Genomic DNA, 14,529 nt, shown 5'->3' with positions numbered 1-14,529 from the left:
CGCAGGGCGAATTCGGGAAGGACTTGCAGACGGGGGGAACGACCGCCGCCGCACATTCGGGCATGTTTCCGCGGTCGACGTCGCCGATTATAGGCCCTGCGGCAAACGTGGAGCAATAAATCGCCGCACGTCTTCCGCCGGAGCCTCGACACCCGAATCACTTCATGGTGCAAATTTCGCTTTCCGGCAACGCGTACGCGCAGAAGCCGATCCGCCGCATTTCGTTTTTTCGCAAACAAGGGGCGTGGATTTTCTTCGTAATTGCGGCGTCATTTGAAACAGTCGGGTGCGGTTGTCGACAATATGCGATCCATCGAAGAGAACCGACCGCCGTTGTCTCTGCGTGAAGAGCAACTAGAATCGAAATCGTCGACACGGCATCCCATCGATACTCGCTGTACGTTTTTTCCTGCCGAGAAATCGTCGCCTTTCGACCTTTCGATTTTTCCCGCCGCCGTTCACCTGTCCTTGGAATCACCCCTGTGACAAAATCGCATACTCCCTGTGGATATCGTATCGGAGCCCTTCGCGGCCTCTTTGCCGCAACCCTTCTTGTAGTGGGGTGTTTCACCCATCCAACAACCGCCGGTGGGAACGAACCCGTGCCGCCGTCGACGCCGGCCGCCGAACGCAGCGTTTCACCGATCGATCTTTTTTCCGATACATGGGCGGCGGCAGACGGTTCGGGACGCCGCCTCCCCGAAGCCGGACACGTGCGCAAACCGCAGCCCGACAAGATCGTTGCGATGTTCTACTTCCTTTGGCAAGGCGGACGGCATCCGACGCTGTACGACATCAGCCGAATCGTGGCCGATCCCGAAAAACCGTGGGGACCTCGCGGCGCCTTCCACTTTTGGGCCGAACCGGCGCTCGGCTACTATCGCACCGAGGATCCCTATGTGATCCGCAAGCACGCCGAAATGCTTGCGATCGCGGGTGTCGACGTGATCGTCTTCGACGTCACCAACGGGCTGACGTACGATCCCGTTTGGCAGGCGTTGTGCGACGAGTTCACGCGACTTCGGCGATTGGGATGGAACACGCCCAAGATCGCGTTCTTGGGCCATTCGCACAGCGAGCGCGTCGTTCAACATCTCTACGAAGTGCTGTACAAGCCCGGCCGTTATCGCGAATTGTGGTTCACGTGGCAGGGCAAGCCGCTGGTGATGAGTTCCACTGCCGGATTGCCGGAAGAAACGGCGGCGTTTTTCACCTTCCGCGAATCATGGGCCTGGACGACGCCGCGGGGTTGGTTCGGTGACGGACGAAACAAGTGGCCGTGGTTGGATCACTATCCACAGCGGTTCGGCTGGTCGAGCACCCCCGACACGCCCGAACAAATCGCGGTGTGTGCCGCGCAGCATCCGATTTCGACGATCGGACGCAGCTTTCACGACGGCGCCGAACCGCCGGAAGCCGAACGTCGCCCCGAGGCCGGCTGGTGTTTTGCCGAACAGTGGCGCCGCGCGCACGAAGTCGATCCACCGGTCGTCTTCATCACCGGCTGGAACGAATGGATTGCCCAGCGATTCTTGAAAGAGCCGAACAAGGCCCCTTCGCAATTGGCGGGGAAGCCGTTGGCGGTCGGCGATACGTACTTCGTCGATCAGTACGACGCCGAATTCAGCCGCGACATCGAACCGGCGCGGAACCTTCCCTGGGACAACTTCTATTGGCAACTGGTCGCCGAGATTCGCCGGTTCAAGGGTGTCCGCCCCGTCGAACCGATTCCGCAAGCCGACATTGCGATCGACGGCCGTTTCGACGACTGGCGGGCAGTCGCACCCGAATACCGCGATTTCCGGGGCGATCCGGCACGACGCGACTTTCCCGGCTGGGGCGAAACGCATTATCGCGACACCAGCGGACGCAACGACATCGTCGTCGCGAAAGCGGCGCGATGTGAACGAGGAGTCGCTTTTTTCGTCGAAACCGCGCCGCCCCTGCAACTGCCCGAGGACGGCCGTTTCGACGACTGGATGGTTCTCCGGATCGACGCCGACGACGATCCGACGACCGGCCCGCTGGGCTGCGAAATTTGCATCCGGCGCCGTGACGCCCGGCCGCAAGCGGTAATCGAATATTGCCGCGTGCGCAACACAGGCGTCGATCCACAATCGTCCGAAGGCGCATTCGCCGTGCGCTCGGGCATGACGCCGGTCGAACGACGTGTCCTCGGCACGGTGCCCTTGGGCGTGGGAGAATCGGGGCTCGAGCTGGTCGTCCCGTGGAAATATCTCGCTCCCGCGGCGTCCGATCGGGGCGACACCGACGTTTCGGCAGACGCCCGACCGCGACGCATCCTGTTCCAATGGAGCGACGGAATACCGCCCGACGGCGACTGGCGTTCGTATCTATACAGCGGCGACGCAGCCCCGCTCGGCCGTTTCCGATACGTCGCCGAAATGCCCGCGTCGGATCGCTAGATCAAAGCGGGAACTTCGCCGTGCCTTCCCACCAGCCTCCTACGAAAAAACGGTTGACCGTCCGCTACTACCCGGGTAATATTACCTGTGTAGTAGATTACCGATACACGTGACCGAATGGCCGCGAAAAAGAAAACGCATAAGTTGGGCGACTTGCAATTACGGATCATGCGCGTGCTGTGGCGCAAGGGCAAGGCGACCGTGGCCGACGTCCACAAGACGCTGGGGACGGAGAACCTCGCCTATACGACCGTCGCCACCATGTTGCGCAAGATGGAAGCCCGCGATTTGGTCGCTCATCAAACCGAGAATCGCCGATTCGTCTATTTCCCCAAGGTCGACGAACAGGACGTCGTCCGCAACGCGGCCGAGGATTTCGTCGACCGGATTTTTCGGGGACGAATCACCGACGCCGTGATGCACCTGCTCGACCATCGGGAAGTGAGCGACGAGGAATTGGCTCGGTTGGAAAAATTGATTGCTCGTCGGCGCAAGGGCAAATAGCCTACACGTCCGGCGGGCGGGACGCGGCACAAGCCGCAGCCGGTTCAGATTTGGCAGACAATCTTTTTCACGCGAGCTGGACATCATGCCGGCAATCCTGGGGCCGATCATCGGGATCACGTTGGGGCTCTCGCTGCTCTATCTGGCGGGGGCGGGCGTGGAACGCTGTCTGCGTTCGGCTTCCTCGGCCCGAACCGCGTGGCAAGTGATCCTTTCCGCGGCAGCGCTGTTGTGTTTTGCCGAGGCGACCGGCTACGGGGATCGCCTGCTGCTTTGGGCGCAACACGCGTGGAATCGAACGGAGACGAGCGCGGCATCGACGCCCGTTGTCGACGTTCCCCAAACGGCTCGGGTTGACGAAGCGAGCGAGTCGCCGGCCCGTTGCCATATCGCAGCGGCGCAAGAGGATACCGCCGTCATCGTCCCGCAGGCACGGTGGACGCCACCGATCCCCGAACTCGAAGCGACGGCCCCGACGGCTACCATCTCGGCTTGGGAACCGGAAATCGCGCCGCATTTCGAGCCGGAAGCATCACCGAGCGAACCGCCGGTCGTGTTCGACGACACACCTGTTGCCGCGTCGCAAGCGGTTGCCGCCGGTGCCCCCTCGACGCAACAGGAACGTGTGTTTCCGTGGTCGCTTGTCGTGCAAGCCGCGTTGTTCGTTTGGGTATGGGGGATGCTGGCCCTGGTCGTTTGTGCGGCATGGAAGCATCTTCGCGTCGCTCGCTTGATCGGCAAGGCTCGCGTCGAAACGAACGAACCGCTGCAAGCCGCCGTCGACGTGTTGGCTGCGAAATTGGGTTTGCGATGCAAGGTGCGAATTCTGCGCATACCGGGGTTGGCGACACCGGTGGCGTTCGGTTTTCGCCGGTTGTGGCTGGGATTGCCGGACGAGTTTCCGGCCGCTCATCTTCGGCTGCGCGATCGGGCGGTCTTGTTGCACGAATTGGCACACTTGGCCGGAGGGGATGCCTGGTGGAACGTTTTGGCCGACGGTCTGGTCGCCGCGGTGTGGTGGCATCCGGCCGCGTGGTTGATCCGCAAACACTGGCGTTTTGCCGCTGAAACGGCGGCGGACGAGGCGGCCGCGCTTCTTCCCGGCGGCGCCGAGGCGCTGGCCGAAGGACTCGTCCGCTACGGAAAACGAATGCAACGCCGCGCGCTGGCCTGGCAGGGAGCCGACGGCGAAGGGTTCCGCTCGAGCCTGGGCCGTCGTGTCGCGCGGTTGTTGCGGTTGTCGAGGGAAAAGGGAGCACGGGCAATCACGTTTCGCGTGAGCCCACAACGTCGCGCGAGTCGACTCGTCGTTTCCGGAATGTGCGTCGTTGCGGTGCTGTTTGGTACGGCCTGGGCACGGCCCGGGTCCATCGAGGTCTCGAGTTTTCAAGGAGATGCCCAAATGACGAAGATCGGATGGCGACAGTCGTTGACCGCGGCGGCCTTGGCCGCCTTCCTGCTCCCGGTGGCAGGACAAACCGCCTCGGCCGATCCGCCCAAGCCGGACGGCCTACCTGCCGAAACCGCCGTAGCGGCCGAACACGATGAGGCAGAGCACGAAGAACATGCCCGCGAACACGAAGAAAAAGAAGAACACCAAGAGCATGCCGTTCGAGAACGTGAAGAAGGCGAACACGAACACGCGGTTCGCGAACACGAAGAAGAAAACGACGAAGAAGGTGAAGTTCGCGAACGTCGCGAGGGCCGCGAAAGCGATCGCCCCGATCGCCCGCACCCCGAAGCCCGCGAGCGCGACGTGCCGCGCGACGCCCCGCCTGAAGCACGAGAGCGCGCCGTTCAGGCACTCCGCGAAGAGGTAAGACGCCAGATGGAGGAACTCGAACGGCATCAGATGGAACTACGCCGGCATGCCGAGGAAGTCGAGCGGATGATCCATGAGCACGAGGATCAGCCCGAAGCCGTCGAAGAAGGCCGCCGCGAACTGGGAAACATCGAGCGGATGATGCACGAAATCGAACAGCGCAAAGCCGAGCTTCGCCGGCGAGTCGAGGAGGCGATGCGTCAAATGGCGGGTCCGCCGCGCGACGTCCCGCGTCCCGGCGCCGAGCTGTTGGAACGCCTGGAACGCCGGATGAACGAACTGCGTGAAGCCATCGCCCGCGCCCGCGAAGAAGGACGAGAAGACCTCCTCGAACGTCTTCGCGATCAGGCCGAAGAAACCGAGCGGGCCTTGGCCCGCGCCCGGGAAGAAATGCGGGGCGATCGGCCCGACCCGCCGCGTCCGCCGCAGGTCTATCGGCCCGAGCCGCGTCCGCCGGTTCCTCCGCAAGTAGCCGAACGCATCGAACGCCTGATGCAAGCGGCACGGCTGTTGCGCGAGTCGGGTCATCCCGATATGGCCGAAGCGATCGAGCGCGAAGCGCGGATGTTGCGGGAAGGCGCGAACCGACCCGACGTGCGGCCGCCGCAACCGGCGCCGATTCGCCGTCCCACGGATCGTCCGCCGGAACGAATCCGCCCGCCCGTCGAACGGCCCGCTCCCGAAGCCCGCGAAGGCGAAATCGAAGCGCTTCGCGCGCATATCCGAGAACTCGAAGAAGCGCTGAAACGGGTGACGGAACGGTTGGAACAGATCGAACGTTGAGCGTCGATCGACGTTCGCCGGTCGACACGCGTTGAAGAATGCCTGCTCCCCCGGTCGTGCCGCCGTACCCGAAGCAATTCGCCGGCGCACGACCGGCCCTCTTTTCTTGCGGCGGTGCGCTCGCGTGCTCACTCGCATTCAGATGCCGAACACCGGCCGGTTCGTCAGCCTTCGGCCGCGTGCGACTTTGCCGTTCGCCTCAGCCGCGCATGTCGGCACAACCGAGGACGCGCCGGTCCACGACATCCGCGGACCGGGCGTCGAAGCCGTGCGCAGATCATTCGGGGAACAAACGTGTCGACAGGTAACGTTCGCCCAGATCGGGGAGGATGACGACGATCCGCTTGCCCTGGTTTTCCGACCGGCGAGCCAATTGCAACGCGGCCCACGTGGCCGCACCGCAACTGATGCCGCACATGAAGCCTTCCAGTCGGGCAAGACGGCGCGAGGTTTCCATCGCGTCTTCGTCTTCGACGCAAACGACTTCGTCGATCACGTCGAGATTCAACACATCCGGGATGAAGCCGGCACCGATTCCCTGGATGCCGTGCTTGCCGGGCTTGAGTTCTCGGCCGGAGAGCTTTTGGGTGATGACCGGGCTGTTCGCCGGCTCGACGGCCACGATCTTCACGTCGGGATTCCGCGCCTTGAGCACCTCGCCGACACCGGTGATCGTACCGCCCGTTCCGACGCCCGCCACGAAAATGTCGACCTTGCCGCCGGTGTCGCGCCAGATTTCCTCGGCGGTCGTCTTGCGGTGGATTTCAGGGTTGGCCGGATTCTTGAACTGTTGCGGCATGAAGTAGTTGTCGTTCGCGGCGACCAGTTCTTCGGCCTTGCGGACGGCGCCGGGCATGCCTTCGGCCGCAGGCGTCAGCACCAGCTCGGCCCCCAACGCCCGCAACATGCGACGGCGTTCGAGGCTCATGCTTTCGGGCATGGTGACGATCAGCTTGTAACCGCGGGCGGCACACACATAAGCCAACCCGATCCCGGTGTTGCCGCTGGTGGGCTCGATGACGACCGTGTTTTCATTGATGCGGCCGTCACGTTCGGCGGCGTCGATCATCGCGCGGGCGATGCGGTCCTTGACGCTCCACAACGGATTGAGGTTTTCCAACTTGCCGTAGATCTCGGCGACGCAGCCTTCGGTGATACGTCGCAACTTGACCAGCGGCGTATTGCCGATGCACTCGGTAATGTTGTCGAACAATCGGCCTTCGGGAATCGGGCTCATGACACGGACCTTTCAAACTGGTATCCACCAACAAAACCGCCGGACCATCGACCGCCGCAAAAAGCCGCGAGGGCGGTCCGGCCGACTCCGGCCAACATGATTCGGCCGATCACCAATGTCGGGAATAAGCATAGGGAAACCCATCCCGAGCGGTCAACCGATTTGCCCATCGGGCCGGGCCGCGTCCGGATGGACCACACACGACCGGCACGGTCGTTCCAACCATCGCACGGTAGCGGCGAACCCGGTTCGCGCACGTCGCCTCGGTGCGATTCGGGTTCGTCGGCCGTGCACGGGCGAATTGTAAGCAAGTTTGCAATAATAGTCAACTCTAAACCATATCAGCCCCTTTTTTGGGGGAGCCATATCACCCCGCGTCGCGGCTGCGTCGTCGATCGTCAGCGGTGGGAGTCGGCCGTGAAGGCCGCTCACCTGCTTGTTTGACACTTGGTTTTCCCTCACTACAATGGATGAGAAGGGAAGGACGCTCCCGTCATTCGCCCTGCCCACCTTGTAGAGTACGCTTGTTTGACACATCAGCGGGCGTCTCTGTCGCCCTGCTGCACGTCCCTTTTATATCTGCGGATGAGGTCTTGCCGTGTTTCAGCCTATGCTATCGTTCATCTTCGGCGGCATGCCCGGCTACATGGAGATGTTGATCATCGCCTTCATCGTCCTGTTGCTGTTCGGCAATCGCTTGCCCAGTGTGATGCGTTCCCTCGGGAAAGGCGTCGTCGAGTTCAAAAAGGGGCTCAACGACGTAGGAGGGGACGACGACGAAGCCGCGATTGCATCCGACAAGGAAGAGAAGGCCTCCACCGAGGCGTGATCGCTGCTGTTTCTGCTGCGTTTTGCGCGGCCGCGGCCGGGGCGCCGATCCCCTTGTCCCGGTAACCGCGCACACGAAACAGGTCGAGGAGTTCGGTTCATGACGTTTCCCTTGGCACTCGGGGCACCCGGCGGAACCGAGATGTTGGTCATCTTGGTCGTGGCCGTCTTGCTGTTCGGCAAACGATTGCCGGAAGTCGCCCGCTCGCTCGGAAAGAGCTTCTCGGAATTCAAACGCGGCATCTCGGGGTTGGAAAACGAATTCCGGGCGGTCACGAACGAGGTGACCAATCCGCGCGTGCCGTCGAGCACGACGAGCACGGCTTCCGACGAAGACAACGAAGACGACCGGCGCGAAGCGATTGCACCGAAGTTCGTTCCGCCGTCGGCCGCACCGCAGGAAGAAACGGCCGATTCGTAATCGCTCGGTCGTGCCCGCACCGTACAAGCGCCCTCTCGATCGTCTACCCGTTCGAGAGGGCTTCTTGTTGCGCGAATCCTCTCAGCGGGACGCGGTCGCCGGAGCGACCGTTTCCGGGACCTTGTGCAGTATTCCCAATTCCTGCATCAAGCACTCGACCATCAGGCAATGTTGCCGGACGCGGAGTTCCAGCGGCTGATGCCGGTAGGTCGTTTCCAGGCAAAACCCTTTCGCGTCGAGCAGCTCGATCGCCGCCCGCACGAGGCCGCCTTTGACCGGCCCGCTTTTGTAGAGCCGCACGAAACGCCGGTTCGGATCGTCGATTTCGGCATTGACGCGATCCTGCATCCGCCGGGCGATGGAATGCAACTCGGGGGCCCCGAGATAAATAATGCTCGTGCCGTCGGAGTTCGGATCGGCGATCCGAAAGTTGTAGCCTTCGTGCAAGTCGACGACCCAATCGGGATCGCAACGGCAAATGAACGCCCACAGGCTTTTGGCCGGTTCCGTTTTGGGCGGTTCGGGATTTTGCCGGGTGGGGAAGTTGCGGTTCAGGTTGCGGGTTTCTTCAGGTTCGCCGGGCAACCAACGGGTGTGTTTTTCCAGCCCCGGACGGTTCGCTTGCGGAATGACGATCAGCCTTCCTCGCTCGATCGACCAGCGGCGAATTCGATCGGCCGCGGCCGCTCCGGCGGGTTCGTTCCCGTGCAATCCGCCGGTAATCAGAAGCACCGGACCGGGCACGCCCGAGTCGATGATGAAATACGGCGTTTCCCATTTCGTCCCTTGCAAGAGGCGGCCTTCCTCGACGACCGGTTCGGCCCCGTTCACGCCCACCCCGCACCAAATCGCCAAGCAGGCGGCCGGCAAGACACCGATCGAACGCACTTCCACGCCGGGTCGCATTGTCTTCCTCGCGGCAAAAACGCCTGAAAGTGTCCCGCATCCATCATCGTAATCGGCCGTCGGTCGATGAACCAACCGATCGCTCGCCGGACACACAGATCGCGTCACCACCGCCGCCTGCCTCATTTGCCCAGCCATCCCATTTGCTGTTGGTGAATTCGGCGATTGCCGTTAGGATACCGGCACGAGTCGTCCCGAACCGAATTCGAACAACGAGTCGCCGACGGCATCGGCGTTGCGGAACACACCCCGAAGCCGTGTGCATCAGGCACGCGACTGCTTTTTCCAAGGAAGGAAGAACCATGATCGACGTGAACGCCGTCACCGGTTTGCATCGCGAAACCGTTCGTCGCTGGCACGAAGAGCCGATCAGCAATCCGTACACGGGCTTCTTGGGGCTGGTGTGCACGCAGCACGAGCAAAACTTCCGCTTGTGGCACGAGGAAGACAAAGCCCGCGACCCGACGGCCGACGATGCAGTCATCGCGCAGGTCAAGCGGGCGATCGACAAGCTCAATCAGGCCCGCAACGACTACATCGAACAGCTCGACGACGCGTTGATCGCGATGTTGGCCGAAGCCGGCGTGACGCCTTCGGCCGATGCCAAGCAAAACACCGAAACGCCCGGCAGCGTCATCGATCGATTGTCGATTCTGGCGCTGCGCATCTACCACATGGAAGAACAGGCGAAGCGGCCCGACGCCGATGAAACCCATCGCCGCAAGGCCCTCGCCAAGCTCGAAATTCTTTACGAGCAACACGCCGACTTGAGTCGTTCGTTGCGGGAATTGCTGGACGACATCGCCTGCGGTAAGAAGCGGCTGAAAGTGTACCGCCAGTTCAAGATGTACAACGACCCCAGCATGAATCCGTACCTGTACCGGGCGCGCAAGAAACCCAAGGCGGCCTGATGCGACGCCGTCGTTACGGTGCCAGGTGCAAGTGATACGTCGTCAGGTTGTAGGCGTGTCGTTTCGAGGTCTGATCGAACGCGGCCGCGGCAAACCCGTACGTGCCGCCCGGCTCGAATCGTACATCGTGCTCGCTGCCGGTATCGAGCTTGCGCCGAATGTACAGTCGCCAGCGGTCGCCTAGGTGTTCCGACGTGCAGCGGACATCCCCTCGATCGCCCACGAACGCGTTCGACACGATTCCCGGTACGATCGTTCCAACGGGCACGGCGGCGGCCGCCTCGTCGGAATATTCGACTGCACCCTCGCGGATGATCCGACCCAGCTCGACGAACGATTCATCGCGCGGCAACCACAACGGATGATCGACGCCTTCGGCGTAATTCTTGCTGTAACCGGTGCCGTCTTCCTTGGGATCACCGTGCCGGCCGACGTCTTCGGCCTCGAAATCGACTTCGGCCCAATACTTGTCGTCGATTTGTCCCAGCGGATCGCTGCGTACACTCTTCCAGTGCCAAACGTCGACGGGAAGGTCGCTTCCTTTGTAGCCGAAGGCGCGTCCGCCGCCCACGTGACAGTACGCAGCGCAACCGAATCGTTCGAACTCGGGATCGTGCTCGATCGGAAAGATGAGCGAGAACTTGTCTTCGTAGAAGACGCTTTCGTCTTTCGTATCGGTCGCCAAGTGTTGCCAGCCGTCGACCGTTTTCTTCCACGGCAGATACATTCGGTTGAGCGTGCGGTCCTTCCATTCGGCGAGGACGAACAATTCGTCGCCGTTATGCAAGGCCTTGAGGACGACTTCTGTTCTTCCGCCCTCGAAGCCCACGCCGTTGGCCAACTCGATCGTCAACGGTTGCGCGGTGTTCCAAGGCAAGGCCGACAGGTCGCCGACTTCGGTGGAGGGAACTTCGATTCGCGCCGCTTCCAGCGTCTTTCCGGCCGTCGTCCAGGGCATTTCCCAGTACAACAGCCAGGTCGTCGCAGCGGCGAAAACGCAAAACACGACCAGACTGCCCCATCGCGGCGCGCGGGTCGGGTGGAATGCCGGAACCAACAGCTTCCAGTAGGCCGTCAGCCCGTCGATCACATGCCACAACAGTGCCGCAGGCAATAGGATCAGGCCCGAAAAACCGTGAACGGCGCGGGCGACGAAATAAACCCAATTCGGGCCGATCGGTCGCATCAAAAGCGGCGCGGTGGCCACCATCGCCAGCCCGCCCAGGACCAACAAAAGGTGCGTGACGCGACGACGTCCCTTGGGAACCGCCCGTGCAAAACGAAAGTAGATGACCGCCACGGCAATCACGCAGGGCACGAACACCCCCGCCGACAGCAAGTGCAGCCACGTAACGCGGCCTTGGAGCATCCAGTCGGCCACGCGGCCGCGAAACATCGACCAGTACGGTTCGGCCGAAGCATGAAGGCTCAACCCGGTCACGACCGACAAGATGAGCGCCGCACTGATCAACCAGTGCAACAGGCGGAACAAGTGCGGATAGGGCGTCGATCGGCCTTTCTTGGCGCTCGACGTGGCGGGTTCCCCGGAGGAACGGCCGGTCGCAGGACGATGGACTTCGGCAGCCGATGCAGCAGCGCTCGCGTGAGATTCGGTCGACATGAGACGGCAAACCCCGTTGAATACCACGTTTGGGGGAAAACAGAATAAGACACCACCCACCGGCGCCCGAATCGGCTAGTATAATCGGGGCTTTCTGGTTGTAAATGCACACAAAGGCAGTCGGTGCACGATGTTGAGGCACGAAAATTGCAATCCGCCGGGCTCCCTTGGGAATACCGGGCCGGGCGCTGTATATTTGCCCGTCGGCGCGCCGTTCGCCGTACGGTTTCTCATGGGGCTTCTATCTCGATTTCGAGACCTCGGTTGCCGATGAATACCCGCTTGATCTTTCGATTGCTCGGTTGGATCGCCATCCTCGTCGCGGCGGCGATGTGCTTCAGCCTGCCGTGGGCGTTTCCGGCGTTCGGCGAGACCGACACGTTCGAGCTGCGCGGGTTCCTCGGCATGTTGGGGGCGATCTGCATTTCGGCCATCATCGGCGTCGGGATGATTTACCTCGGACGCGGTTCGTCGAAGCAACGCCTGCTGCGCAAAGAGGCGATTGCCGTCGTGGGCCTGAGCTGGATACTGGCCTCGCTGCTGGGGGCGCTGCCGTTTTGGTTTTCTGAAACGATTCGGGAGCTCGACGACGAAGGACGCCCCGTCTACATGACCTTTTTCGACGGCGTGTTCGAGTCGGCATCGGGATTCTCGGGGACGGGAGCCAGCGTGCTCACCGAGCTGGACGATCCCGCCTTCGTCCCGCGAACCGTCCTTTTTTGGCGATCCGAGACGCACTTTCTCGGCGGCCTGGGAATCATGGTCCTGTTCGTCGCCGTGTTGGGGATGGGATCGGCCGGCAAGGCGCTGATGCTGACCGAGGTGCCCGGACCGACGCAGGAATCGACCCACGAGCGCACACAACGTGCCGCGTGGACGTTCGCCATGATCTTCGTGGGTCTGAACGCCGTGTTGACGGTCTTACTGGTGCTTGAAGGCATGTCGGTCTACGACGCGTTGTGTCACGCCTTCGGCACGATTGCCACCGGCGGTTTCAGCACGCACAACAAAAGCGTCGGACATTTCGATTCGCCGGTGATCGACGCGACGATCGTGATCTTCATGTTCCTGGGATGCACCAACTTCGCCTTGCTGTACCATGTGTTGTTGGGCCAACCCGGCAAACTGTGGCGGGACGTCGAATTTCGCGTGTACTTGGCCATCACGATCATCGGGTCGGCGATCGTCGTCGCGGCGGGGCTGCTCTACGCCGATTTCGACACACCGTTCGCCGGTTTGCGCTACGGAGTGTTCCAAGCCGTGTCGATGCTCACGAACACGGGGTTCGGCACCCACGACTTCGACGCATGGAACCCGCTGGGCCGCGGAACGCTGCTGCTTCTGATGTACATCGGCGGATGTGCCGGAAGCACGAGTTGCGCCGTGAAGGTGATCCGCTACATCTTCCTGTTCAAGATTCTGTTCTTGGAAATCGAACGCTCCTTCCGACCGAACGTCGTCCGCCACATTCGAATCGGCGGACGCCCCGTCGAGGATCCCGATCTGCGAAAGGACGTGGTCGTCTACTTTTGCCTGATCCTGGTCTTCTCGGTCGTTGCCTGGTTCGGATTGTTGGTGTGCGAGCCGAACAGCTCGTGGACGAACGCGGGACTCGATCCGGCGAACAAGTTGATCGACTGTGCCGGAGCCGTCGCCGCGACGATCAACGGCGTGGGCCCGGGCTTGGGGCTGGTCGGTCCGACGAGTAATTACTCGATGCTGTCGGGCGCGTCGAAACTCATTTTGACGGGTTTAATGCTCTTGGGGCGATTGGAAATCTTCGCCCTGGTCGCCTTGTTCCTGCCACGGTTCTGGCGAAATCAGTAAGACCGTGGTACGCTGGTGCCCCGGCGGTCGGCAGGAAAGGTATCTCCCCCGCCTTGCTCGGGGAAGACTCGGGGCAACACGATGGACGAACAGGAACTTGTCTCGTTGCTGCGGCTGGCACTGGTGGACGGCGTCGGCCCGCGACTGCGGCAATTGCTTTTGGCCCGCTTCGAATCGTGCGAGGCGGTCTTGCGCGCATCGACCGACGAACTGGTACAGGTCCAGGGAATCGGGACCAAATTGGCACGGCGGATTCGTGAAGCGCCCTCGGTCGAGGAGGTGCACGCCTTGCTGGCCGACTGTCGCCGCAACGCCGTGCGAGTCGTGACCGAGCTCGACCCGCAGTATCCTCCGTTGCTCCGCGAGACGGCGACGCCGCCGGCGGTGTTGTTCGTGCGGGGCGAAATCTTGCCGCAGGATCGCCTGGCGATCGCCGTCGTGGGAACGCGACAGGCGTCGCAGTACGGCCTGAGCGTGGCCAAAAATCTTGCCGCGACACTCGCCCGGCGGGGAATGACGATCGTCAGCGGATTGGCTCGCGGCATCGACGCTGCGGCGCATCGCGGGGCGATCGAAGCGGGCGGCCGCACGATCGCCGTCTTGGGCAGCGGCGTGTTGAACGTCTATCCTCCCGAGCACCGCGGGCTGGCCGACGAAGTCGCCCGCTGCGGGGCGGTCGTCAGCGAGATGCCCCTGCGGACGGCTCCGCAAGCCGGCAACTTTCCGCGGCGGAACCGCATCATCAGCGGTATGACGCTGGGCACCATCGTCGTCGAGGCCGGCGCACGCAGCGGCGCGCTCATCACGGCGCGACACGCGACCGAACAAAACCGCGAAGTGTTCGCCGTTCCGGGCCGCATCGATCGTCCGCACGCCAAGGGGTGCCACGCGCTGATCCGCGACGGCGCACACCTGGTCGAGTCGGCCGACGACGTGCTGAACGCCTTGGGACCGTTGCCCGAACCGCTCCTCGGCGAAACGCCGGCGGCAACATCACCGCACGACGAAGACACACCCTCGATTCGGAATCCTGCCGAGTTGCAATTGAACGCCGCCGAAACGAAAGTGTTGGCCGCGGTCCAGGCGACACCGACGCAAATCGACGAGGTCATCGCCCGCAGCGGTCTCGAGGCTCACCAGGTGCTCGCCACCTTGAGCATGCTCGAGATGCGCCGCTTGGTGAAACGAACGGGCGGGACGACCGTTGCTCGGCGCTGACGACGTTTTCCGCGGCAAGGAACGG

11 protein-coding genes are annotated in these 14,529 nt (G+C 62.5%); 8 read left to right on the top strand and 3 right to left on the bottom strand.

The window, feature by feature from the left end; translation table 11 throughout:
• Positions 1 to 602: 602 nt before the first annotated feature.
• The 3 genes from ACYQ2I_RS02020 (at position 603) to ACYQ2I_RS02010 (ending at position 5,535) form a co-directional block, all read left to right on the top strand.
• A complete protein-coding gene (locus ACYQ2I_RS02020) occupies positions 603 to 2,426 on the top strand; it encodes a glycoside hydrolase family 71/99 protein (RefSeq protein WP_460165318.1) in 1,824 nt (607 codons plus the stop codon).
• A gap of 117 nt (positions 2,427 to 2,543) precedes the next feature.
• On the top strand, positions 2,544 to 2,930 hold the full coding sequence (locus ACYQ2I_RS02015) for a BlaI/MecI/CopY family transcriptional regulator (RefSeq protein WP_460165317.1): 387 nt from the start codon (positions 2,544 to 2,546) through the stop codon (positions 2,928 to 2,930).
• A gap of 85 nt (positions 2,931 to 3,015) precedes the next feature.
• The gene (locus ACYQ2I_RS02010; protein ID WP_460165316.1) at positions 3,016 to 5,535 is read left to right on the top strand and encodes a M56 family metallopeptidase; all 2,520 of its coding nucleotides are present in this window, start codon (positions 3,016 to 3,018) and stop codon (positions 5,533 to 5,535) included.
• Positions 5,536 to 5,812: 277 nt separating this feature from the next.
• Here the strand turns inward: ACYQ2I_RS02010 and cysK are convergent, their stop codons facing one another.
• A complete protein-coding gene (cysK, locus tag ACYQ2I_RS02005; RefSeq protein ID WP_460165315.1) occupies positions 5,813 to 6,772 on the bottom strand; it encodes a cysteine synthase A in 960 nt (319 codons plus the stop codon).
• A 610-nt stretch (positions 6,773 to 7,382) separates the two neighbouring features.
• On the opposite strand from cysK, the gene ACYQ2I_RS02000 reads away from it, so the two are divergent.
• The gene (locus ACYQ2I_RS02000; RefSeq protein ID WP_460165314.1) at positions 7,383 to 7,601 is read left to right on the top strand and encodes a Sec-independent protein translocase subunit TatA/TatB; all 219 of its coding nucleotides are present in this window, start codon (positions 7,383 to 7,385) and stop codon (positions 7,599 to 7,601) included.
• Positions 7,602 to 7,700: 99 nt separating this feature from the next.
• On the top strand, positions 7,701 to 8,021 hold the full coding sequence (gene tatA / locus ACYQ2I_RS01995; RefSeq protein ID WP_460165313.1) for a twin-arginine translocase TatA/TatE family subunit: 321 nt from the start codon (positions 7,701 to 7,703) through the stop codon (positions 8,019 to 8,021).
• 81 nt (positions 8,022 to 8,102) lie between these two features.
• Here tatA and ACYQ2I_RS01990 read toward each other — a convergent pair whose 3' ends face one another.
• Positions 8,103 to 8,927 carry a M99 family carboxypeptidase catalytic domain-containing protein gene (locus ACYQ2I_RS01990; protein ID WP_460165312.1) on the bottom strand — a complete coding sequence of 275 codons (825 nt, stop codon included), beginning with the start codon at positions 8,925 to 8,927 and terminating at the stop codon, positions 8,103 to 8,105.
• A gap of 302 nt (positions 8,928 to 9,229) precedes the next feature.
• Here ACYQ2I_RS01990 and ACYQ2I_RS01985 point away from each other — a divergent pair, with 302 nt between their 5' ends.
• On the top strand, positions 9,230 to 9,838 hold the full coding sequence (locus tag ACYQ2I_RS01985; protein ID WP_460165311.1) for a DUF4254 domain-containing protein: 609 nt from the start codon (positions 9,230 to 9,232) through the stop codon (positions 9,836 to 9,838).
• Positions 9,839 to 9,851: 13 nt separating this feature from the next.
• Here the strand turns inward: ACYQ2I_RS01985 and ACYQ2I_RS01980 are convergent, their stop codons facing one another.
• Positions 9,852 to 11,459 carry an ethylbenzene dehydrogenase-related protein gene (locus tag ACYQ2I_RS01980; protein WP_460165310.1) on the bottom strand — a complete coding sequence of 536 codons (1,608 nt, stop codon included), beginning with the start codon at positions 11,457 to 11,459 and terminating at the stop codon, positions 9,852 to 9,854.
• A 270-nt stretch (positions 11,460 to 11,729) separates the two neighbouring features.
• Between ACYQ2I_RS01980 and ACYQ2I_RS01975 the strand changes: the two genes are divergently transcribed.
• Together ACYQ2I_RS01975 and dprA are read left to right on the top strand one after the other, a co-directional pair.
• Positions 11,730 to 13,286, top strand: a complete 1,557-nt coding sequence (locus ACYQ2I_RS01975) for a TrkH family potassium uptake protein (protein WP_460165309.1) — start codon at positions 11,730 to 11,732, stop codon at positions 13,284 to 13,286.
• Between the two features lie 81 nt (positions 13,287 to 13,367).
• The gene (gene dprA / locus ACYQ2I_RS01970; RefSeq protein WP_460165308.1) at positions 13,368 to 14,504 is read left to right on the top strand and encodes a DNA-processing protein DprA; all 1,137 of its coding nucleotides are present in this window, start codon (positions 13,368 to 13,370) and stop codon (positions 14,502 to 14,504) included.
• Positions 14,505 to 14,529: the final 25 nt, after the last annotated feature.

The sequence above is a fragment of the Thermostilla marina genome (assembly GCF_054657455.1).
The sequence above is the reverse complement of the archived record's forward strand: the minus strand, read 5'-3'. Positions and strand labels throughout refer to the sequence as shown.